The sequence below is a fragment of the Paraburkholderia aromaticivorans genome, from assembly GCF_002278075.1.
Lineage (GTDB): Bacteria > Pseudomonadota > Gammaproteobacteria > Burkholderiales > Burkholderiaceae > Paraburkholderia > Paraburkholderia aromaticivorans.
The window spans coordinates 150,511-171,981 of the sequence record NZ_CP022989.1; the positions used below are offsets into that span (position 1 = coordinate 150,511).

Annotated in this window: 17 protein-coding genes and 2 pseudogenes; 6 read left to right on the forward strand and 13 right to left on the reverse strand. The window is 57.5% G+C overall.

Annotated elements, in window-relative coordinates; genetic code table 11:
- The first annotated feature begins 177 nt into the window (after window positions 1-177).
- Window positions 178-2,361, forward strand: a complete 2,184-nt coding sequence (locus tag CJU94_RS00660) for a KAP family P-loop NTPase fold protein (protein ID WP_095417119.1) — start codon at window positions 178-180, stop codon at window positions 2,359-2,361.
- A 55-nt stretch (window positions 2,362-2,416) separates the two neighbouring features.
- Here the strand turns inward: CJU94_RS00660 and CJU94_RS00665 are convergent, their stop codons facing one another.
- Window positions 2,417-2,605: a DUF1289 domain-containing protein gene (locus CJU94_RS00665; RefSeq protein ID WP_341868356.1), complete on the reverse strand. Its 189-nt coding sequence runs from the start codon at window positions 2,603-2,605 to the stop codon at window positions 2,417-2,419.
- Window positions 2,606-2,938: 333 nt separating this feature from the next.
- Between CJU94_RS00665 and CJU94_RS00670 the strand changes: the two genes are divergently transcribed.
- A complete protein-coding gene (locus tag CJU94_RS00670) occupies window positions 2,939-3,493 on the forward strand; it encodes a fasciclin domain-containing protein (protein ID WP_095417121.1) in 555 nt (184 codons plus the stop codon).
- A gap of 223 nt (window positions 3,494-3,716) precedes the next feature.
- The gene (locus CJU94_RS00675; RefSeq protein ID WP_095417122.1) at window positions 3,717-4,001 is read left to right on the forward strand and encodes a hypothetical protein; all 285 of its coding nucleotides are present in this window, start codon (window positions 3,717-3,719) and stop codon (window positions 3,999-4,001) included.
- 299 nt (window positions 4,002-4,300) lie between these two features.
- Here CJU94_RS00675 and CJU94_RS00680 read toward each other — a convergent pair whose 3' ends face one another.
- The 6 genes from CJU94_RS00680 to CJU94_RS00705 all read right to left on the reverse strand — a co-directional run bounded on the left by CJU94_RS00680 (window position 4,301) and on the right by CJU94_RS00705 (window position 12,099).
- Window positions 4,301-5,842 carry an IS630 family transposase gene (locus tag CJU94_RS00680; RefSeq protein WP_157763696.1) on the reverse strand — a complete coding sequence of 514 codons (1,542 nt, stop codon included), beginning with the start codon at window positions 5,840-5,842 and terminating at the stop codon, window positions 4,301-4,303.
- A 96-nt stretch (window positions 5,843-5,938) separates the two neighbouring features.
- Window positions 5,939-7,714, reverse strand: a complete 1,776-nt coding sequence (locus CJU94_RS00685; protein ID WP_095417123.1) for an SWIM zinc finger family protein — start codon at window positions 7,712-7,714, stop codon at window positions 5,939-5,941.
- 765 nt (window positions 7,715-8,479) lie between these two features.
- On the reverse strand, window positions 8,480-8,866 hold the full coding sequence (locus CJU94_RS00690) for a hypothetical protein (protein WP_095417124.1): 387 nt from the start codon (window positions 8,864-8,866) through the stop codon (window positions 8,480-8,482).
- A gap of 10 nt (window positions 8,867-8,876) precedes the next feature.
- A complete protein-coding gene (locus CJU94_RS00695; RefSeq protein WP_095417125.1) occupies window positions 8,877-9,278 on the reverse strand; it encodes a DUF6088 family protein in 402 nt (133 codons plus the stop codon).
- An 814-nt stretch (window positions 9,279-10,092) separates the two neighbouring features.
- A complete protein-coding gene (locus CJU94_RS00700; RefSeq protein ID WP_095417126.1) occupies window positions 10,093-10,878 on the reverse strand; it encodes a metallophosphoesterase family protein in 786 nt (261 codons plus the stop codon).
- 744 nt (window positions 10,879-11,622) lie between these two features.
- Window positions 11,623-12,099, reverse strand: a complete 477-nt coding sequence (locus CJU94_RS00705; RefSeq protein ID WP_157763697.1) for a hypothetical protein — start codon at window positions 12,097-12,099, stop codon at window positions 11,623-11,625.
- A 207-nt stretch (window positions 12,100-12,306) separates the two neighbouring features.
- On the opposite strand from CJU94_RS00705, the gene CJU94_RS00710 reads away from it, so the two are divergent.
- Window positions 12,307-12,546 (forward strand): helix-turn-helix domain-containing protein, encoded by a 240-nt coding sequence (locus CJU94_RS00710; protein ID WP_095417128.1) that lies wholly within the window; start codon window positions 12,307-12,309, stop codon window positions 12,544-12,546.
- A gap of 786 nt (window positions 12,547-13,332) precedes the next feature.
- Here the strand turns inward: CJU94_RS00710 and CJU94_RS00720 are convergent.
- The 4 genes from CJU94_RS00720 to CJU94_RS00735 all read right to left on the reverse strand — a co-directional run bounded on the left by CJU94_RS00720 (window position 13,333) and on the right by CJU94_RS00735 (window position 17,281).
- The gene (locus tag CJU94_RS00720; protein WP_095417130.1) at window positions 13,333-15,183 is read right to left on the reverse strand and encodes a DUF3732 domain-containing protein; all 1,851 of its coding nucleotides are present in this window, start codon (window positions 15,181-15,183) and stop codon (window positions 13,333-13,335) included.
- A complete protein-coding gene (locus CJU94_RS00725) occupies window positions 15,180-15,626 on the reverse strand; it encodes a three component ABC system middle component (protein ID WP_095417131.1) in 447 nt (148 codons plus the stop codon). The genes CJU94_RS00720 and CJU94_RS00725 overlap by 4 nt, the downstream gene beginning before the upstream one ends.
- Entirely contained in the window at window positions 15,616-16,833 is a 1,218-nt protein-coding gene (locus tag CJU94_RS00730) for an ABC-three component system protein (protein WP_157763698.1), read from the reverse strand. Before CJU94_RS00730 ends, CJU94_RS00725 begins: the two co-directional genes overlap by 11 nt.
- Before the next feature lie 151 nt (window positions 16,834-16,984).
- Window positions 16,985-17,281, reverse strand: coding sequence for a CppA family protein (locus CJU94_RS00735; protein WP_095417133.1), 297 nt, complete (start codon window positions 17,279-17,281; stop codon window positions 16,985-16,987).
- Between the two features lie 245 nt (window positions 17,282-17,526).
- On the opposite strand from CJU94_RS00735, the pseudogene CJU94_RS00740 reads away from it, so the two are divergent.
- Both CJU94_RS00740 and CJU94_RS00745 read left to right on the forward strand, forming a co-directional pair.
- A pseudogene (locus CJU94_RS00740) lies at window positions 17,527-18,432 on the forward strand (GNAT family N-acetyltransferase); the annotation flags it as partial.
- 9 nt (window positions 18,433-18,441) lie between these two features.
- Entirely contained in the window at window positions 18,442-18,780 is a 339-nt protein-coding gene (locus tag CJU94_RS00745) for a GIY-YIG nuclease family protein (RefSeq protein ID WP_095417134.1), read from the forward strand.
- A 115-nt stretch (window positions 18,781-18,895) separates the two neighbouring features.
- On the opposite strand, the gene CJU94_RS00750 is transcribed toward CJU94_RS00745, so the two are convergent.
- Both CJU94_RS00750 and CJU94_RS42390 read right to left on the reverse strand, forming a co-directional pair.
- Window positions 18,896-20,995, reverse strand: a complete 2,100-nt coding sequence (locus CJU94_RS00750; protein ID WP_095417135.1) for an FUSC family protein — start codon at window positions 20,993-20,995, stop codon at window positions 18,896-18,898.
- A 305-nt stretch (window positions 20,996-21,300) separates the two neighbouring features.
- Window positions 21,301-21,455 (reverse strand): annotated as a pseudogene (locus CJU94_RS42390) (4-hydroxy-tetrahydrodipicolinate reductase); the annotation flags it as partial.
- Window positions 21,456-21,471 lie beyond the last annotated feature (16 nt).

The following is a 21,471-nucleotide window of genomic DNA, read 5'->3' on the forward strand; positions in this document are numbered from 1 at the left end:
GACCAGGATGCCATGCGCTGGTCGTGCGGAATTCCGAATCCACGTTCTCGTCTTTTTCTCCTTCCGCAGGCTACCAACCTTCCAGCCCTGTTCAACTTCGTGTCTGTACATGGGGCGATGAAATGACGTTAGCATCGCGGTTCTTCACACAAAAACCTCTCCGTGGAAGTTGCGCAAATGCCTACCGCCGAACCCGCCATGTTCCAGCATGACCAGCCGCAAGTTACAAATGACCTCTACAGTCGGAAGCCTTTTGCGGAGCAACTTGGTCGCCTACTGGTGCTACCGCCGAAGAGTCCCGGCGTTGTCATAGGTGTTGAAGGGCCGTGGGGTTCAGGTAAAACAACCGTGGTGCGTTATATCATCGAGTCGCTCAAGACGGCTGCTGACGGAGCACCAATCGTCGTCGAGTTCAACCCATGGATGCTCGCAGGTGCGGACGCGCTGGTTGAGGCCCTTTTGACCGAGCTCGCTTCCGGCATCGGGATGAACGCAGGCAAGAAGCGTGCGAAGAAATCGCTGGACGCAGCAGGAAAAATACTGGGATACGCTGGGCTACTACGCCACCTGAAATATCTCAAATACGCTCCCGGGGTAAGTCTCGTGGGAGTTGCGGCGGATACTGTCGGTACCGCGCTTCACGAAGCAGGAAAATTGGCGAACAAAGCCGGTGAGAATGCGGATAACGCGAAGAAGATAGTCGAAGAAGCTGAGAAGCTCGTATCCGTCAAAGCTGGGCTAAGTGAACGAAAAAGAGAAGTTATCAAGGCGCTCGCCAAGCTTGACCGCAGCATTGTCGTCATTGTGGACGACCTTGACCGCTTGACGCCTGATGAAATCAAGGCAGTGTTCCGCACAATCAAGGCAGTCGCGGACTTCCCACGCGTCGCTTATTTACTCGCGTACGACCGAAACGTAGTTAGCGAAAGTCTTGGCGGTGGCCCGGTCGCAGGGGGCAACGCCTACATCGAAAAAATCGTGCAGGTTGCGTACCCCATCTCACCTGCATTTCCGTGGCAGTTGCAGTCTCACATTTCTGGCGAGCTTGCCAGCCTGCTGAAGCGTATCCATCGCGAACCCGAGCCCTTCGAATCCGAGCTGCTGGGGCGGGCCACCACGCTGACGTGCAGCCTCTGTCGGTATCCGCGGGATATCGTGAGGCTCATGAATCGCCTCACGCTTAGCCTGACCAGCACAACCCACGAAGTCAACGCGTCAGACGTCATCGTGGCCGAAGCGCTCTTCCAACGATTTCCAGGAATCCGCGACGCGGTAGTCCAGAACCCCGAGCAGTTCACGGGGTTCTTCTGGTCAGTGGAGGAAGAGGCCAGCTCCACTGATTGGTCAATGTATTTTTCGAACACGAAAGAAGAGAGGCGAACAGCGTGGCAGGCGCACTTGCCGCCAGACAATGCTGACAAGGCGGTTGCGACGGCTGCGCTCAAGTTCCTCTTCCCAATTACGAACGGCACCGGTTCGAATTCGCCGCTCCGTAGCCATCTCCGGATATCTGAACTGTCTCGGCTCATTCGATTCTTCACTTTGACCTCAGTGACCGGCGTCCAGGAAGTCGCAGATATCCACGAAATGCTAGCTGAGCCAAGCCAGCTCGGAGACATGCTAAACGACCTGGATTATGCAAGAGCGACTGAGATGGTCAATCACATGATTGCCTATATCGACACTGCGAAATCCGTCGACTGCACAGGAGTCGTCCGAGAGCTCATTCGGTCGTGCACAGAGGAGGGACTTCACACGTCATCTACGCGCGAATTTAGTCGCGCCGTCGCCACCCTGGCCGCGAATTGCATTCAACGGGGCGGGGCTCAGATATTCTCTATCGCCGTCGAATTCGTCAACAGCGTTCCACTTACGTACGGATTGGATTTTCTCGTGACTGTCGCCACGCGCCACGGGGAGATTCGACTTGTTGACGGGTACAGGATTGAAAATGCCCCCATGTACATCGATGACGCACAAATCTTGTCAACTTGCGTTGCTTCTTGGCGCAAGCGGGCAGAAGAATCGATTTTGTCTGGTAGCGTTATTGAAAGTGACAACCTATTCCCCAATCTCTATGGCCTGTCTCACGTCGGACGCGACTCCCGTGATATCGATGCAATCAATGCATTCCGAGCGTTTTGTCTCCAAGTGGCAAGCGGGCTAGAGCACTTTTTGGATAGGGCACGTCCGTATAGAGAGCTTCAGCTTCAAACGTTCTTCCTCTATGTCTGGGACGCGGATGAGATGGCGACGCTTGTCGAACAATCGCCCTTCGCCACTGAATTCGCTTGGTATGCCGACCAACTTCGGACAGACCTAGTGGCGCGCAAATTTGTCCAAGACAGGTGCAACGCTTGATATCGCGGCGCCGTGTTATTCGCGAAATGATGGCGGCCGCCCCTGCGGCTTCGATTCAAATGGCCGCAAACGAAGGCTCCGCCGGCAACCCCAAGGGCTCCCGCTGCACTTTGGCCTGTCGCCTCGTGCGCTCGTTAATCACCTGATGGCGCCGGTGGTCGGCCATCTTCTTCCAACCGGGAGTTTCATCCAGCGTTTGAAAACACCCGACGCACAGTTGGGACTTGCGATTGAAAGCACACACGTCAATGCACGAGGACTTGATTGCGATGACTCAGGTCACCGCCTGTGAAGGTTGCACTTCGACTGTGACAAGCGACAGCCCCCTCCTGCCTCGAACACGACGGTTGCAGCAAGGGAAGCTCTACGGCATGCGCCGTAACACTTCTGTAGCCGATGCTGGCATGTGGTGCATTTCGATTGTCGGAGAGCACAATCCCGCAGCTCGTCGTTCAACAGGGCCGCATCAGGCTACATCGCGGCGATGCAGTCCGTTTTTTTAATCCAGGCGCGAGTAATCCCCGTATATGAGCTCAAGACCGCGCAACCACGCGTGGTAACTCAGAGGGAGTACATGATGAATTACAAGACTATGTTCGTAGCTGTCACATTGTCGGCAGCTGTTTCAGGTGCCTTCGCCGCCAGCGACACAGTCATGGTCGGCGGTCAAGCCATGTATCCGAGCAAAGACATCGTGGACAACGCGGTCAACTCGGCTGACCACACCACGCTCGTCGCTGCGGTCAAAGCAGCTGGTCTCGTCGATACCTTGAAGAGCGCAGGGCCATTCACGGTGTTCGCACCATCAAACGAAGCGTTTGCTGCATTGCCGGCTGGCACAGTCGACACGCTCGTCAAGCCTGAAAACAAGGCGATGCTGACCAGCATCCTCACCTACCACGTCATTCCTGGGCGCTACGACTTCCGCAAGCTCGACCAGGCTATCAAGGCAGGTGGTGGCAAGGCGGAACTGACAACGGTCAATGGGGAGCCGCTGACGTTCACCGAGAATGGTCCGCACAACATCGTAGTCATGGATGCCGGCGGCCATACCGCCGACATATCAACTTACGACGTGACGCAGAGCAACGGCGTCATCATGGTGGTCGATAAGGTTCCGATGCCGAAGTAAAAGGCAAGCGCGCACCGTCTCGGGTTTGAATTCAGCGCAGCCATGTCATTTTTGGTGTCGAGCCACGACTAACGCACACACTTCGCATCTGGATGCAGGGCATGTTTGCCCCGTTCAGATGGGAGTCGCTGCTTGCGCTCGCCGCTACGCAAGCACTCGGTGTTTAGCGGTATTTGAGACTTCGGCGCGGCTAACGCATGAGCCGATATCACGGAGAAACACCATGGAAAAGTTGACGATGAAAACGTTCGTCGCGCGTGTCGCTGTCGCGTCCCTCTGCGTGTGTGCCGCTACGCTTGCGCAGGCTGGCGGAAACGGCCACGGTGGCAATGGCAGCGGCGGCGCTCACGGTGCAGCAACCGCGGGGATGACGCACCACAGCGAGCCGGTTCCGAGCCCGTGGAACAGGGTTCCTGGCGACATGAGCAAAACGGCAGACCGGGCCTCTATGGATATGTCGGGCATGAAGACGAACGACAGCAGCATGCCGGCAAAGACGGTCCAATAACTAGCACATAGCTTCAACTTTCCTGGCCCTGATGAGCGCTATGCAAGCGTCTTCAATAGCCCAGAGAAAGGGTTAGTGTTGAACACTCTGAAATTGCAACAGCCCAACTGAAGGCACCGTTGTGCCGTACCTTCGGTAACCTCCGAACGGTCCCGCCGGCTATGGAATGCCGGCGCGTTTGGGTACATGGACACCTTGTTCGCAGGTGCAAGCAGCCACCGCCGCCCAAGCGCCATCATCATCGGCCGCTTCCGCACCACCGGCCGCCCCTCCGTATCGATAATGATGTCCCGTACGATTCATCTGTATGCCGGGTCCTTGCAATTGTTCGCAGCCGAAAACTCGCTCGTCGTCCGCTCCTTTCGCCAGATTGCTTTGCCCGCGCGTTTCGGATGTTCCGTGAAGTGCTGATTGCGCTCTGCGAAATAGCGGTCAATTGCCGCCTTCGCAGCATCCGCGGACGCGTAGTCACTATTGTGAATAATGGCCCGCGCCATGCCACTGAAGACTGATTCGATGACATTCAGGAATTGAGCACTTGCAGGCAAAGGAGCCAGTTCCAGAATCGGCTGATGACGCGATTGCGCTGACTCATTGTGGTCAGAGATGAACGCCGACAGCCTCCTCGAAAGATGCCAGGAGGCTGCGTCCCACGAGAGATACAGCTTCCGCATCAAACCGTACTCGTCGAGCAGGGCAGTTGCCATGCGAATCATCTCATCGGTGTTCTTGGCCGTGGAATAAAAATGCGTCACCCGGTTGGACGACAACTCCAGTGCGGCGGTGCAAATCAGACACCCCTTCGATTTCTGCCATTGCGGAACATTCGGCTGAACATCGGCGGCCGCCAGCACGCGGCCGGGCTTCACAGTGACGGAGAAGGGTCCAAACTCGTCGATAGAGAAGAACCGTTCGTCAGGCTGAAGGTTGGCTAGAATCGACCGGATGTGGCCAAGTTTTTCGCGATAATTGGGGTCGGTGCTCGTGAGGACAATCTTGGCCGATTTCCAACGATAGCCGGCGTGCCGCAGTATCGACCGAATAGCATCCATGCCCGCATGATGCCCACGCACCGCCAGCACGCGCCGCAGGTCGACCATTTTCCATGTCGTCCTGTTAATGCCTGATGCAGACGGTGGCTCGTGCAACAGCGTGAAAACCGCGCTCTTCAACGCTTCGTCGTCCTCCCTTCGGGAGCGGTTCGCTTTTGCGAACAGTGATTCCAATCCACCCGCCTTGTAGTCGCCGATGTACGTGCGAACGGATGCGCGGCTAACTGCGAGATGCGTCGCGATTTCACGTAAGGAAAAACCTGCTTCATGTGCAAGCACGGTAAGCGACTTATGGCGCTGGTTCCTTGAGACCGGTAACAACATTCGCATCAGCCTGTCCTGTTGCCTGCCATCCTCACCTGCTGGCACAGAAACGACACCCTGTTCGACTTGATATATCCAGTTCTGCCATCGCTGTCGGCTCCGCTCAGCAGAGCCTATCGTCGGAGATTCGACACCCCATGTGCGCAATCGACGCCCGGCTGCCTCTTCGAGTTCCTCCGTCTCGTCCTCGCTAAACAAGCGGGCCAGGAACCGCGCTGCCCCGCGCTCCGGGAGTGCACGTACGATGCGTTGGACCGCTGACCATGGCACTGCCAGTTTTCGGCGGTGGGTACCATCTCTCGTATTGTCGGTGACCCTGCAGTAGCCTGGGGGCAACTCGAAGTGGACCATTTTCCGGACAGTGTTCCGGCTTATCCCTTCGGCATTTGCGACATACCGGATAGATTCGCCCTTGGCGAGAACCCGCGCTCGGATACGCGTCCACTCTTTGATATCTGAGTACATGGGCAGCCTCCTCATATGGGCCGCATCGAAATAGCATGATGCAATCGCTCGCGCTACCCTGTCGGCGGCCAAAAGGCGGTGAGGTCGACCGCAGAACTATTGAAACGCAGCCAGCATCTTGATGAAATTTCGCTTAGCACGATAAGCCTTCCGGATTTCATCGAGTTCTATGGTGAACAGCGCGTGCTCGCTCAGTTCTGCTCTCAACCGGCCGATGGCCCGTACGATTCCAGCAGCCTCGTCATATCGCGCGTTCCGTGTGCCATTTTCCGCCGATATTGGCAGTAAGCGGTGGTACAGCGCAATGGCGTCGTGCGGATGGGTCTTCGCGCGAACCGCCGCCACCGTTGCCCACATGCTTACCGCTACTGGACCTCCGCAGAATGCCTCCCATGCGGCCTCACGTTCGTGCTCGGCGAGAAAAACCTTGACCAGTTCGGTACGGCTCGGCGTTTGCCAGTGGCTGCGCTTCGCTTTGGACGGAGCCTCTTCCGTGCGGACAAGCTCCCACATATGCTTGAGTGCGCGCTCGCGCGTTAAATCGTACCGACCGGTAGCTTTGGCGACATCCATCAGCGCTGTGAACGCTTCGGCGACGGGACGCGACTCGAAGCGCCGCCAGGCGAACAAATCGACCTTCTCAAAATCCTTCCGCCGCAAGTACTCGGCTATACAGAAATCAAGCAGACGCACATCAGTATTGTTTCCTGACTCCCTAAGCCCGCGCTCCGCCCAGGTCAGCCCTTCATCGGGACGCCCATGCTTCGCGCAAAGCTCTGCGACCAGCAAAAAACGGTACGGGCTCGATAGGTCCTTCGAACGAATCCGAATCAGTGCGTCGACGTCACCATCGAGTTCCGCGAGCCTCTCCATCGCCCGCTCAAGTCGCATCCGCAGCGTGTCGAACGACCTACGAAATTCATTGCTCGGCGCGAGTGACGGTAGCGCGTCCCATCCATTCACAACAAGCTCGCGGTACCTGCGCAGTCCGGTGTCGCCCAACGGTTCGGTGTAAGCTGGCAACACATCGTAGAAGGTGTCCCATACTCCTTCCGTCTGGTAGCGAAACAGGCGCTCGGCGAGTTTCACCGCATCCGGTCGCGTCTGCTGACAGGCTGCTAGATGAACAGCTGCAAGCTCCATGATTGCCGGCATGACGTCACCGCCCGAGTCATCAATCTGTTCGAGACTCTTTTCCGCCCCGGCAATCGCCAGTTCCGCGAGGTCGACTACCTGCGCCGCATTCGGCCCTGCGAGACGCTGGCGCAGCATATCTGCGAGCGACATCAGGCCGTCCCCGTACGCTCCGGCTTCCCGCCAGTCGAGCGGTCGCGAAATTCGCGTTGCCTGGCGCACCGCTGTTTTCATGCCCGGCAAGTCGCTAGCGCTTGCCGCACGCGCAGCGAAGAGCAGCTTGTCGCGCAGCGTCATGTCACGCTCAACCGCTTCGAGCAACAACTCCTGCAAACATTCTTTGTCCAGTGCCGCCACGTACTCGCGGATTTGCTCTTCGTACGTCTTTCGCTTCTTGCGCGGCTTTGCGGGCTCGGCTTCGTCGACATGAAACACTTCCTCACCCGAGTTTTCGAGCCATGAAAGCGCGACCGCGACGGCATGCTTGCAGAAGATGCCATCGCCACCCACCGGACAATCGCACTCGTACGTCAGCTCGCCGTCCTCGCCTGTGCCCAACTCGACGTTGTACCGGTGAGTGCCGCGGACGTTCGCGGTGAGTACGCCGTCGCGTTCCTCGAGCCGTGAAACCATGCCCTCGTGGAAATAGGCTTTACCTCGGGAAAAAGTCTTCTGGTCAGCAAGCGACTGGACTTCGACGAGCCTGATAACGTCATGAAAAGATGACTGGCGGGACATGGCACACATCGGTTCGCTTCTCTGCGTTAGTCAACGCGTGATTCTAACTTGGCGGGCGCGTCGCGCTGCCACGACGCCGTCTTCGCACTCTCGTGTCTGCACAACCGGCCATGGTCTGCGCGTCGGCGCTCTTCGATAAGAGTCATCCAACCATTCTAGTTTGGTAAAGGTGCGATACCTGGCGTCGAGCACGAACGTAACGGACATGGTCGCCGACGAACCAACTTGACGGTGAACGCGCCATCAAGCAGAAGTTCGATTGCGCCGCAGAACGCCACCGACGGTTCGTTTGCTATAGGTCGTCGATGTCGACCTTGACCGCAACCTCAACTGATTTCAGCCGTTCCTCAATATGGCCGTATTCGGAAGCTATGCTTTCTGCAAGCCGCAGCGCTACGCGATATCGTTTCCCACGGCGCGTTGCCTGCAGTGGCGATTTGTCTGCAAGTGAACCTCTGCGACCACCCAGAAAGAGATATTTCGACATTGGCGGCATCGCAGACGGAAGGCGTCTCAGAAGCTTCCCGAGCCGTCGCTGGTCGAGCGAATTGTCGGCAAGCACCGCGGGGAAGTACCGTTTCTGGTCAACTACAACTGCGAACACTTTTCCGCGTCGCTCCAATTCTAGAAGTCGGTCGCGGGATATGCCTTTTTGCTCGCAAAACTGCATTGGCGACAGAAGCTTCCCATGCCGCGCGAGTTGGCGACGCCTTTGACGCACCCGCCAAGCGGAGTTTTGCCACCGAATGCGGTTCCCGGGTACTGTCATTTCGGGAGCTGGCCCGCGATAAGCTTGCGCACAATCGTAACGACGTCGTCATCCGGCAGATAGTGCGTGGGCTCCGCGTCCCAGCCAGGCAGAATTCCTTCTACCCCGGCTCGTACCAATCCGTCGCGCGCGAAAATATCCAGCCGCACAACGATGGTCATCTCTGTGCCGTTCATGCGCCCGATAAAGACAGTAAAACATGGTCCGCGTGGCCGAGGGACGGTGTACCGCTCAACGCACATCTCAAGCACACGTAGCGATTCCTCCAACAGGCTAAATGGAGGACGGTCGTCGGGGATGACACAGCCTTCGATGTCGCAAACGTGCGTCAGTTCTTCCATGGTGCCATGGAAATCGCCGTCAAAAATCGAGATTCTCAGCATAGGACTGGTCTCAGAAGTTTTCGTACTTTATTGTTTTGCTTCCAACTTGGATTTTTCGGTGGATACGTCTCTTTCCGGTGCTCACAAGGGGCGCCATGGGAATCTGAGTTGTGCGTCCGGCGTTGTACTCGCGTGCGAGTCGTCCCGGCCACACTTCAATTCGGAGCTTCCGAAACGTCTGCGCGGCAATCACATCGAAGGGCGCAGCTGGTGCCAGTTTCCCCGTGAACTTATTGATGCGCGTCTTGGCAAATACACCCTTGCTAACACGCACCAGTCTTCCGTCGCTCACCATCTTTGCTAGCACCCGGCCCACCTGAGCAGTGCTACCGAGCCGCGCGACCTCAGAGCGCAAAATAGCGACACCTCTGCGCCGCCTTATTGAACGTACGATGCGGTCTTCAATGGTCATGGCTGAACATTGCCTGTAGCTTTTCCTTCAGTACTACCAGTACAGTCGGCTCCCCGGTTTGCATCAGTAGAGTCCAGCTTCTTGAGTAACTCGAGCAAGCTCACGTAGCGCCTTGCGCGCAATTCTCTGACGCTTGCGATAATAGGCCTCAGCTTTTGCGCGAAGCACGTGCCGCCGTCCCCGAATATGAAAGATTGGTCGCAGGACGTGCGTACGCAGCAGTGTTTCCTCAAGGCCGACTTCATAATCCGCCAAGGCACCGTCTTTACGCGCCCTAAGTCCGCAGTTGCAATCACACGCCGTCCGGACTCGCGGCCACCTGGCCACAGTTCAACTGTTACTCGCAGCATTTTCCCTCTCGTGAATCGCGTCGCGTGCACTTGCATTGCGCGGTCATCGCTTTCGAAGATGAGCGATAACACGTTTTGCAACATCAACTACTGTCCGGTGTTTGCCAACAGGCACCGTTTCCGCTTTGCGAAATGGGTCGGGCGCAAATATCGTATGTATGCGGATGAAGTCGTCTTTTGCGAGAATCTGCAAGCAAGCTTCAGGGACGGGTTGCGCGTGCCCTGCCGACTGGCGGGAGACAAACATGGTGTGTGTTCGATATTCGCGATACGGACCAAGTGGCCATTCGTAACCATGGTCATGAAGCGCCTTCGACGCGCGCTCCCACAGTGGCTTTCGAGGGTCAATCTCAGCTGTGGCCGTATAGAGCGGTTCGACACCATCAGGCTCGGTCTCGTGCTCTCCTTCGTAGAGTCTGACGGTAGTCCGCGAATATTCGACAGACCATGTCGTGCAATGAACGTTAAACATCGACCACCAGGAGCGGATTGAACCTGTCGTTTTCGAACGTCAGTTCTTTGGCACATTCGGCGGACTTCGCATATCGCGCGTATCCGGCCGCATTGCAAACAACACGGCAACGTCCGACCTTGAAATCCGACGAGATGTGAGTATGTCCGTGGACCCACAAGTCAACCGACTCGAGCAGCGGTGACAGGTCACTTGCAAAGGCCGCGTTCAGAAGGTCACCGTAAAATCGCGAGTCAACACAATGCGGATGGGGTGCGTGATGAGTGATAACAACGGTTTTGCCTGCAAATGGGTGAGCAAGTTCAGCTTCCAACCAGCGGCGCGCTTTCTGATGCTCTGCAAGGGCATGTGAAGGCAAGAACCGATTGCCGCCTCCAACGCGGATGAGCTGATGGTCGGGCATCGAATACTCAGCTTCGCGCATGGCAGCAGTGCGTTTTCCGTCCATTGCGTAATCCGTCCACAGGCAACAACCGAATACGCGCACACCTTCCATCTCACAAACGGACCGCTCGAGATATCGCACGACGCCCCCGCTTGCATTGCGTCCAAGCTCGCGAACAAGGCCCCAGTAGTGCGCGTTAATCACTTCATGGTTTCCATGCACGTACAAGACCGGGACTGGCCAATCCGCAAACGCCCTCAAACCGTGTGTGTGCGAATGGATGTCACCAGCGAGGATGAGCGCATCCGCGTCGACTGCTGGCTCGACGATTCGGTAGCCGGGAAAGGGTGAAAGCAGCTCAAGATGTAAATCGGACGCGACTTGGAAGCGCAATCACATCTCCCTCTTCTCATGAACAAACCGACGTTAGGCGAAAAAGTGAATCGTGCGCACAGCCACATCCCTTGCCAGCATGCACACGTCTTCGAGACTTAACCGCGGCATGAAAGGCGAATTGCTCGACGCCCACTCAGTCAATGTTCGCAGCGTCACGTCGTCTGCGGTGGTTAAGTCCAACATCGTTGCAGCAGCATTCACAACGGCTGTGCTTGGATGCTCGACTCGCTTTGACGACAATCCTGACGCCTCCGCGAGTTCGCAACAGCATAGGTAAGCGCTCTCGAAGGCGCACCGCATCCGCGTATGCACAGACAATCCGTTGTTGAACGCGCTGCACAGAAACTCGGCATCGGCGGCTATCCGGGGTCGACGATGCTCAATCTCGGAAAGTTGCCCGCTCGTCACGCCTCGCATGAGAGAACGGTCGACGCCGGAAGCATCCAAGCTTTCAGAAAGTGACATACGATTTACCTATGCTTGCCTTACCAAACATCTCGTGACGACTGGTCACGCTCTCGTCGACGAGCCCTTCGCCGATGTGCACGATTTCGCTGAACCGGATGTACAACGTCGGATTGGAAGGGTCCAGTTTTTGACGTTCATAAGGCGCGCTCATTCTTGTTTGCCCCGTCTAGTATTCCCCACCTCAGCGGGTCCGCCGGCCAAGTCGGGGCTTCGCGGCACCCCTGTGGCTCTCAGAATCGGAAGGTTCGTTAGCCCAACGGTCATCTGCCCGCCTCACTCTTGGTGGGCTCCGGTCGAATGGGAAAGTTCGCGCCGCTTTGCGTGCTTTCTCACGATTGACGCGTAACGCTCACGAAGCTTGTCGCCTTCATGTGCGAGGTGCGCTTCGAACAGGACCGCGCCGCGCACCAAGCTTTCGATGTCCTCATCCGACAAATCCTGGATGGTGGCAAGCGCGCCCTCGATGACAATTTGCGCCTCCGTCACATGTAGCCAAATCCGCTTTACGAGGTCGGCCTCGATGAGGAGAAGCTGTTCCACCCAATCTTTGCGCGGCAAGGAGGCTAGGTAATGGAACGTGCGTCGTAGGAGCCATTGGATGAAGTCGCCCCGCCATTTCGCCTCGCCCGACATCTCCGTTGGCGGCAGCTCAAACGTCGTCCCATCAATCTCGGCTATTTGCGGGATTCCAATTTGTGCCAGTGACCTTCGCGCCGAAGCTGGTGCGTGTACCAGAGAAACCGTATCCACATTGACTCCAGTGAGTTTTGTGCGACTGCGCTCGACTTTAGGCGGCCGTTCTCGACGGTTTTCGGCACCCGTCGAACCACTGACAGAGCGACAGCTCAAGAAAACTGCTCCATATTGACACACAGGATACTATCAATATGGATAGTCCACAATATGTAGAGCTGAACGCGTGTAGATTTGTAGTCTGGTTTTAGACATCCTTCGGGCATGTCTAAAACAGCCCCCGAACAAAACCCCATCCGTGGCTTGGTAGCAGCGAACCTAAAGCGGCTGCGCCGAGCAGCTGGATATTCTCAGGAAGGTCTGGCCGTCGCGGCCGGTTTTCACCGTACCTACGTGAGCCAGATAGAGCGCGGACGCATAAACGTCACCGTTGATGGGATATGGCGGCTAGCGGTGCTACTTAGGGTCGACGTGATGGAGTTCTTTTCACCGCTGGAGGACTAGCGGCGAAGTGCGTTGAGCGTGCCGAGAGGCACGTCACGGGATGCCGATGGCGTCGAGACAGAGCAGTCCTCGATTTCGCTGAAATGACGGGAACAGCAACGAACGTTACTTCGACGTACCTTCCTAAGACGGACGACCCGACCGCCCCATCGCGACCCACGTCTCAACGACATCGCTCCGCCAACGAAAAAGCTCTTGGTCGTAAAGCTCGGCGCGGGATGGAAGCAGCCAAGGGCGGTGTCTTGCTCGCACGATGATTGTGCGGACTGACAGGCCGAGAAGTTCGGCGAGCTCGTAAGCGTCCAGATACGTGTAAGTTTGCGGGTGAATGGCTTCCATGCGCTTTGTAGCGCAATCGTTTTAGTCATCAAAGTCCCGTGGAGACCCAAGAGCTTCCGGCCGCAGGATTTGCGTAGGTGATTGCCGCGTCGCACCTGGGACCCGCGCCCCTTCAGAGTTGCCTGACTGCTATCGGATGACGCAAACCGCCCGCCTTGGCTTCTGCTACATTGGAAGCGCCCAAAACAACGCCGAGTTGCAACGCGAATCGAATCTGCAGCCGCGCGAAAATGCGATGCTCCAAGGGGACGACGTGCACGTCGCAGCGCTTCGGATTCGCAATTTTCGAGGAATCCGCGAACTCGCGTGGTGCCCTCGCCAAAGTGTCAACTGTTTGATTGGCCCGGGCGATAGCTGCAACACGACTCTTCTCGATGCTACGGAGACATGAGTCGTCGCAGCACAGCGTGAAGCTAACAGCTTGTCCAGTGGGTCAAGATTCGCCTCTTACACTTGCCAGGACTGCGGGATGAGAGCCTCCCCGTTACGGAATTCAGGAAGTATATGCACGTACGCCATGTCCCTGAAGGTTTCTCGTGGCACGTGCTCGAAGACAATCATCTGGAACTCGGTCTTGTAGTCCCGATTCATCCGCGCGATAAAATTGTTGAGCAGATTGAAGGCAATCGATACCTTCTCGGTGTCGCTGTTTTTCAGCTTCACATTGTCGTCGGCCTTGTTGTCCGGATAGTAAGGGCGACTGGGCTGGTCGATGATGAGGAAGCTCGGAATGAACATCGACTTATGATTGATGGCGACCTCGTGCAACGCGAGAAAATGTAGCAGATGCAGGAACATGTGGTTCGAGCTGCTGCCAACGTTCTCAATCAGCTTCGACCGAGGCTTCCGTAACCGCAGTCGCTTTTCCCTGTAGGCAAAATCGGTCTGATAGGTTGCATAGTTCGCTAGAGCGTCTCCGGTTTCCTTGAGAAGGCCAAGCGCAATCTCGTTAATCATAGAGACGACCGCCTCGCGAGTCTCTTCCACGTCCCGCACCTCGATGGCGTCCATCTGCCTCTGCAAGTCAGCTTCGTCGGAGGTCGTAGTCTGCAGAGAAGCAGGAGCACGCGCTCCCTCATACGCCTTGAATCGCCCCATCGCCTCGCCCACGAACATCCATTTCTCGCGCTGAGACGCGAAGGACTTGGGTTCTTGCGGAAGTCCGGAGAGGTCCCGCTGCAGCGTATCGCGTTCACCCTCCAGCGATTTGACCATCGCGCCAATCTGGCCGTCCACTGGTTGCTTGCCGGCGATTGATTTCTTTACAGCCGACAGGTCTGATTTGAGGCCGCTGATGAGGTCATCGAAAATCTCCGACTTGACCAAGCTCGGTGCCTGCTTCATCAACTGCTCGATTGGTCGGAGACTGTCTTCAGCGTTCCTGAAGGTGTCCTTGTAGGACCGATATTCAGAAGAGAACTGCCTGAGTTTTCGAAGGCGGCGCTCCACAACGAACAGTTTGGCACTGGTCTCGACGTACCTGTTCAGGGCCTGCCCGGTCTCCGGCGACGCGGCGTCGCTGATAGCACGCCGGACGTGGTCCATGGACAGGCTCGCAGGGTCACTATCTATGAGACCGTATTCGGCTGCCTTGACGGCAATATCGCGCACTTCCTCATCAAAGGTCTCTCTCCCTTGGCCAAGATGTGCCTCCTTCCGCTGGAGCCTTGCAATCTCCTTCCTCAGAGCTTCTTTTTTCTCGCGTGCAGCGATGTTAGAGAGGTCATCTATGCCGAGAGCCATGTCAAAGATGCGCGGCAAAGCTTCCTGGTATCGCTCCTCAGACTGCTTGTCGAAGAACACCTTGCTGTTGGTAATGATGTCTTCGGAGATAGTGTTGAACAGGAAGAAGTATCGGAATGAGACCTTCGAACCCGACTTCAGCGCGCGCCCACCGTAAGCGACCGTAACCTTATCGGTGATATGAAACTCTGCTTCGAGTATCGTTCTGATGTCGTCTTCTTTCGTATTCGACTCGGGCATGTCCGGCACCACCCCGGTGCTCGAAAAATAATACTCGCTTGAGACCTCGTTGTCCCTTGGGCTCCTACGTGCAATCGTGTAAGTTTTGTCGTTCACGTAGAATGTGAGCCCATACCAGCCGACGTTCTCGTTGATGATGCTGTCCGGGAGCTTGTGGGAACTCGCCAGAAAGCAATAATCGATGATATCGAGCAACGCGCTTTTGCCGGTGTGACTTTCGCCGGTAATCACGTTCAGGCGATTGCGCTTGAACTGGAGCCCGCGACGTTCGCCTTTGCGTGACCAAAGTGTGATGGAATCAAAGCCGAAATTCAAAGCTGCACCCTGAAGTTTAAATACAGCTCCTCGACCGGACCAGTGAGAAGCGAAGCGATGTTACCCGCGGCTTTTGCGATTTTTTGCGCCCGCTTACCAAACGCAGGGTCCACCTCCAGTGACTTCGACAACATCAAACCGCCATCGAAGCGAACAAACTCCACTTCGACGAGAAGCTGTATCGCGTTTATTGTCATAGCGAGACTGTCGTCATACCGTGTCGCGAAATTGGCAAACAAATCGGGGCGCTGTGCAACCAGCGCCGCGGCCTCTCGTCGCCCGACTCGTGAGTCGCCCAGATAACGTACAGTCGCGTCGTGCATGACCAGAGGCATCACGAGCAGCGCTTTGGGCAGCGTCAAGCTCTTTGAGTGTTCAAGGACGCTCATCAACGCGATTGAACATATCCCAACGTTGTTATATCCCGACCATCTACTGCTCATTGGCACTCCAGTCTTTATGCCAGCCTATCTGACCGGCGTCCGACAGGTAATAGAGTTCGCCGTTGCTAAGAGTCGTTGATAACTCAGTATCTCCCAACTTGAACTTGTCACGCCGGAGCGTAATCAGCAAGCCCATCGCCGCGTCGATAATCTGATGTGGAGTACTGCACCCCCGAAACGCCACCCGAAACTCGTTTCGCCAGCGCACGAACACCTCCTCGTGGAAGGCGTCAATTTCCTCGCTGACGAGGTCGCCCTCCTGCACCCATTGCTGCAGATATCGCGAAATCCGTAACTTATAGGTGGTGTAATCTACAGCGAGCTCTTCGTCAGATTCGGAGATGTCGCCAATCTCTAATAGACGCCTGATAAATCTCTGAGCAAATATATCGTCCGGAAGCTCCGGCGTGAATCGTGGAAAAACCAACTTCTTCGTGCGCCCATCATCGAATATTCGGCGATACCGCTTCATGAAATCGTCGAAGCTGATAAGTATCGATTCACCTCGCTTTACGGCAATGAAGTTATCGGTTCGGATGCTTGAGTCCAGACGAGCGAATACTGTCTCAATCTTATCCTCATCGATAATCTTCTCGAGAAGTGAACACTTTACGCGACCGATAATGTCGTCAAGCTCAAGCTCTATGTAGATGCGACGGAAGAACTCTTCCAAAACCGCAACCCGAAGTTTGCGCACCGCTGCTATGTATCCCTTGATACTCTCGTCAGCGGTCTTTTCTTCGAGATATTTTAGGCGATTGGAGAGTGTGTTGAAGTCAACTTCGCCGGCTTTGAATCGGTCTAGAGTCTGCAGAAACTCATTCTGCCTGGATTCAGATTTATTTGAGACAAGATGAAACTCGGTCTTTTCTATAAACTGAAGTTGCTGAGGCGGAAGCTTTCGCCCTTCTGCCTCGTCGCTAATAACCTGTGACCAGTTATAGATTGTCTTCCAAAGGTCCGAATCAAGCTCAGTCAGTGCAACGGGGTCGCCCTTCGAATTATTTCGAACGGTATGTTTGAGCTGAACCAAAATATTGAAGTCAGCGTCAAGCGACGTATGGACGTCATCCTTGACTTCAAGTCCGACGGTTTGACCTGATTTCAAATTCAGGATGCGGTCCAGGAAATAATAATATTGGTACTCGAAACCAATAATCTTATCGTCCGCGCTGGTCTTGTCTGTAAAGCTTTTTTCGTTTGCCACGTGCCACGCCCAGTTCTTCTGCTGACTACGCACACTCTTGACACCAAGGTCGGCAATAAACTGAATCTTGGTGGCATCCCCGGAATTGAAAGCAGACAGACTTACGAAAGCTTTCTGAAGACAAATGATACTGCGTCTGAACGTAGATTTGTTAGTTGCGCCGCTCGTGTGGCGCAGGTGCCGCAATGGCTCGTGCGGTCAAAAATTTCTTGATTTCGGACAGGTGTCGGCGGCCTTCCGCCCGTGGCGTGATAACGACCGCTTCTGGTAAGGTGACGCCCAGCATCCTGGCAATGTTGGAAACATAGGGCCGTGTTCGTCCGGGAAGCGCTTGGCGGGCCTTGGCGACTCGTTGGAGTCTACAAGTGTCGACGAGGTACGCGAGGGAACGGCGGTCCCTCTCGTTCGCCACGATGACGTCAAGGCTGTCGGGGATGGTTGCTTCCATGGTCGACTCCGTTTGGCGGTTGCGCACAAAGAGGAATCTAGCCGAGAAAATGAGAAAAACAACTTATTTTTCATATACTTACGCTCAATTTTTCTCACCCCTCCCCCGGACCCCCTCCCGGTTTCGGGCATGCTTGCCCTCAACCTACAACAGCTCGGTTCCCTGCTGGGAACCTTCGAAAAGCTTAGATAAAGATGCACGTATACCCTACCTGGACACAAAGTGCTCAAAATCGATTGACTACATACGTGTTCGACTGGGCCTGGGCCGACGCCTACAAGCGCAACGGTCTGCCGTATTACCCGAAGCTGCTGTGCGCGGTGCCGTTCACGCCGGTGCAAGGCAACCGGTTGTTATCGACGGATACGCACGCGCTCAAGCATCTGGCGGCCACGCTGATGGCGTTCGCCGAGCAGGCCGACGTGTCGTCGCTGCATGTGCTGTTTCCCACCGAAACGGAAGCCGACGCGCTCACCGACATGGGCATGATGCAACGCGAAGGCGTGCAGTTTCACTGGCTGAACGACGGCTACCGCGACTTCGACGATTTTCTCTCCACGCTCGAGCAGAAGAAGCGCAAGAACATTCGCGCCGAGCGGCGCAAAGTGCAGGAGGCCGGCGTGACGATGCGCCGGATTCGCGGCGAGGACATTCAGGATGCGGACTGGCGTTTTTTCAGCAAGTGCTATCGGCAAACCTACCGCGAGCACTTTTCGAGTCCGTATCTGAACCTCGATTTCTTCCGCATGATCGGCGCGTCGATGCCGGAGAATCTGCTGCTCGTGATCGCCGAATACGAAGGCAAGCCGATCGCGAGTTCGCTCGTGGTGTATCAGCGCGACGCCAAAACCGGCGGCACGCTGTATGGCCGCTACTGGGGCGCGCTCGAACACGTGCCGTGCCTGCACTTCGAAACCGCGTACTACCAGCCGCTCGAATTCTGCATCGAGGAAAAGCTCGGCGCATTCGAAGGCGGCGCCCAAGGCGAACACAAGATGGCGCGCGGCTTCCTGCCCACGGTGACGCGCTCGGCGCACTGGCTCGCGCACCCTGCTTTCGCGGATGCGGTCGGCCACTTTCTCGCCAACGAAAAGAACAGCATCCACGCGTATGTGGATGAACTGCGCGAACACAATCCGTTCAAAGGCTGAAGCGCATCCATGGCGTGGTTTCTTTATCTGCTCGAATGCTCGGACGGCAGCGTCTATACCGGCATCGCCGTCGACGTGCAGGCGCGCTTCGACAAACACGTCAGCGGCGAGGGCGCGCGTTATACGCGTTCGCGCAAGCCGTTGCGGGTGTTGGCGTCGTTCGAATTGACGGACCGGTCGAGCGCATCGCGCGCCGAGTATTGGGTCAAGCGTCTCGCGCCGTCCGAGAAGCGGGCGCTGGCGGCGGGATTGCGCACGCTCGAATCGGTGATGCCGCTGCCTGAGCCCGAAGCGGTGGCCGACGAGTCAACGGAACAGGTAACAGAACAGGCTTCGGGCGCGTCCTGAACGAAGGCCGTTCGGCTTCGTCCTGCCTCGCGCCGCCTCGCCGCGGCCTGAGTCGCTTCGCCCTGCTTCGCGATTCGCCGCTTCGCGATTCGCCGCCTCGCTTTGCGCGGCCTCGCTATCCCCTCGCCTCGCGCATGCGCTCGTTGAGCAGGCGGTGCATCAGCGCAAGCTCGCCCACCGCATCGGCTTCCAGCGAAGTCAGCCCGTCCCGCGCCGGCAGCGCGTGACGCACCGGCCGCAAGGTCCGATCCAACGCGGCGTCGATATCCGCGCCCACGGTCGCGATCCACGCGCCGAGTTCGTCGTGCGTGTCGCGCCGGTTCGTACTCAGCCGCAATTGCGTCGCGGTGCCGGCCATTCTTCGCAACACGCTCAGCACCGTCAGCGTCACCGTGTCGGCCATGGAGTCCTCGAGTTTTTCAAGGCGCATCCGGCCGATCGCTTCTTCCGCGTTATTGCTGCCCAGACCCGCGGCCCGGCGCAAGCGCTCCATATCCTTCTCGCTGCGGCGAGGCGACTCCAGCGCGGCTCGCAGATACGCGAGATTGGCGCGCACGGCCTCGCCCAGATACGCGCGGCAGTCGATCTTCTCGCGCGTCGGCCATAGATAGAACGTGGCCAGCAGCGCCAATACGCAGCCGAGCACGTTGTTGCCGAGCCGCGTGATCGCATAGACGAATTCGCTGGCGCCCGGCGTCGCGAAGTCGGCCACCAGCACGAAGGTCGGCGTGAGAAACAGCACGAACAGACTGTAGCTGACGGGGCGCAGCGCCATGGTCGCCATCACCAGCGGAAATACCGCGAGGGAAATGCCGAGCGGCGAATGGATCGCGTAGCCGATACCCGCGGCCAGCACGCCGCCGACAATGCTGCCCGCCGCTCGCTCGATACTGCGCGGCCAGGTCGCGGCAATCGACGGCTGCAAGATCAGCAGCGTCGCCATGGTGGCCCAGTAGCCGAACGGCAGCCCCAGCGCGCGGATCACGAGAAAGCCGGCGGTGGTCGTCACGCCGACGCGCGCCGCATGCCGCAAGCCGACGGATTCGACCGACAGGTTCGCCTTGAAAGTGGCCCAGATCCGCGTGAAGAGCCGCGTGGCGCTGTCGCGCCAACCTTCGGGCTGTGCATAGACCGGCGCGAAGTCGACCAGTTCGAAATCGGATTTCAGCGACACGGGTTCCGACAACGCGGTTTCGAGCCGCTTCGCAAAGCGCCGCAAGCGCAGTTGCAACGCGGTGAGACGCTCCCACTGCGCGTCGTTGACGGCCGCGCCGATATCGCGCAGCAGATCGCCCATGACGGCCAGCAGCCGCGCCGCGCGTTTCGCGCGCCATGCGTTCTCCGGCGCTCGCTCACAGGCGCCGGACACGGCGATCAGATAAGCGAACAACGCTTCGCTGTCGGTCAGCAAGCCGAGCAGCGTGTCGTAGGTTTCGCGGCCGCCCGTTCTCGACGCGGGCACCCGCGCCAGCACTTTGCGCGAGCGCTCCAGCGCGGCTCGGGCATCGGCGCGAAATTTCGCGGCATGCGTGGCCCACTCGCCGCGGGCCGCGCGCCGCTCCAGCAACCGGGCGCTATCCAGAGCGATATCGGCCAGACGCAGATACACGGCGCGCAGCGTCGAGCGGCTCGTGCCGAATGGGTGAATGCGCCAGACCGTCAGACTCAGCGCGACGGCGAACAGGCAGCCGACCAGGTACACGCCGAGAAACGCCATGCCTTGCCGGACATCGTGCATCGGCCGATCGACCATCACGACGCATGCGGTCGCCACGAGAATCGTCACCTGCGACGTGGCCGCGCCCCAGATCCTGCCGAAGGCGCCGAGGCTCGTGAACAGCAGCACCGCGAGCGCGGCGACCACGGTCCCCTGCGCGGACGCGAATGACGTCAAGCCACCGCACAGCGTGGACAGCAACGCAAAGCCCATCATCGACGCAAAGCGGGCGCGGTTGGAGCCGGCGGCATCGGCGAGACAAGTCCAGAAGGCGCCGATGGCGGCCCACGCGAACACCGGTTCGTGCAGCACGTTGCCGAGCGCGAGCATGGCCGTCGATGCGCAGGCCGCTCGCAAGCCTTCCGAGAGACTGGCCTCGCTCGTCGAAAACGACACCATCCAGACCGGCCGCTTGCGGTAAATCGCACTGGCGACGGCATACAGCCAGTTCGACCAGCGCAGCGAAGACGACGACGGGTTGGACTTGCGATTCAGCATCCGGACGGTGTATTCCCAGTAAGACGATTGGCGCCGCGTCAGGCCATGGAGCTAGCCGGTGACACGTAAGCACGCGAGCGGTCATGATAAGGGTTTACACCTAATTATAAAAATGCATTCGGTTCATCCTTTCGATGCGCTGCGTCTATGCGACCTCGACCATGACCGCGCTCTCTGAAGACTATGCAACGCGACAGGTTCATTGTTCGACATGCCATGAAAAAACCGCGCGGCCCTTGCAGGCGCGCGCGGTTTTTTTGCAGCCACCAAACGTGGCGCAGCTTGTAGCTCAAGGCAGCCGGGACGACGCCTGTGGTCTGACCGATAAATGCCCCGGCATCCCGGCCCAACGCGCCCCCTTCCTCAATGCGTCAACGAGGGTTGCGTCGTCCGCATTCAAGACGGCCGCGATGAGCATCCGTCCCATGCGGCCCGTTGCGCCAGCTACTGCGATTCCCATTAGTTTCCGCGTGCGG

Bases quoted from the DNA above. Each gene is read 5' to 3' on its own strand.
- CJU94_RS00670 (WP_095417121.1), top strand. From the start codon at position 2,939: ATGAATTACAAGACTATGTTCGTAGCTGTCACATTGTCGGCAGCTGTT.
- CJU94_RS00695 (WP_095417125.1), bottom strand. From the start codon at position 9,278: ATGACCATTGAAGACCGCATCGTACGTTCAATAAGGCGGCGCAGAGGT.
- CJU94_RS00745 (WP_095417134.1), top strand. From the start codon at position 18,442: ATGGCGTGGTTTCTTTATCTGCTCGAATGCTCGGACGGCAGCGTCTAT.
- CJU94_RS00675 (WP_095417122.1), top strand. From the start codon at position 3,717: ATGGAAAAGTTGACGATGAAAACGTTCGTCGCGCGTGTCGCTGTCGCG.
- CJU94_RS00750 (WP_095417135.1), bottom strand. From the start codon at position 20,995: ATGCTGAATCGCAAGTCCAACCCGTCGTCGTCTTCGCTGCGCTGGTCG.
- CJU94_RS00690 (WP_095417124.1), bottom strand. From the start codon at position 8,866: ATGCTGAGAATCTCGATTTTTGACGGCGATTTCCATGGCACCATGGAA.
- CJU94_RS00725 (WP_095417131.1), bottom strand. From the start codon at position 15,626: ATGAGCAGTAGATGGTCGGGATATAACAACGTTGGGATATGTTCAATC.
- CJU94_RS00710 (WP_095417128.1), top strand. From the start codon at position 12,307: ATGTCTAAAACAGCCCCCGAACAAAACCCCATCCGTGGCTTGGTAGCA.
- CJU94_RS00685 (WP_095417123.1), bottom strand. From the start codon at position 7,714: ATGTCCCGCCAGTCATCTTTTCATGACGTTATCAGGCTCGTCGAAGTC.
- CJU94_RS00735 (WP_095417133.1), bottom strand. From the start codon at position 17,281: ATGGAAGCAACCATCCCCGACAGCCTTGACGTCATCGTGGCGAACGAG.
- CJU94_RS00660 (WP_095417119.1), top strand. From the start codon at position 178: ATGCCTACCGCCGAACCCGCCATGTTCCAGCATGACCAGCCGCAAGTT.
- CJU94_RS00680 (WP_157763696.1), bottom strand. From the start codon at position 5,842: ATGTACTCAGATATCAAAGAGTGGACGCGTATCCGAGCGCGGGTTCTC.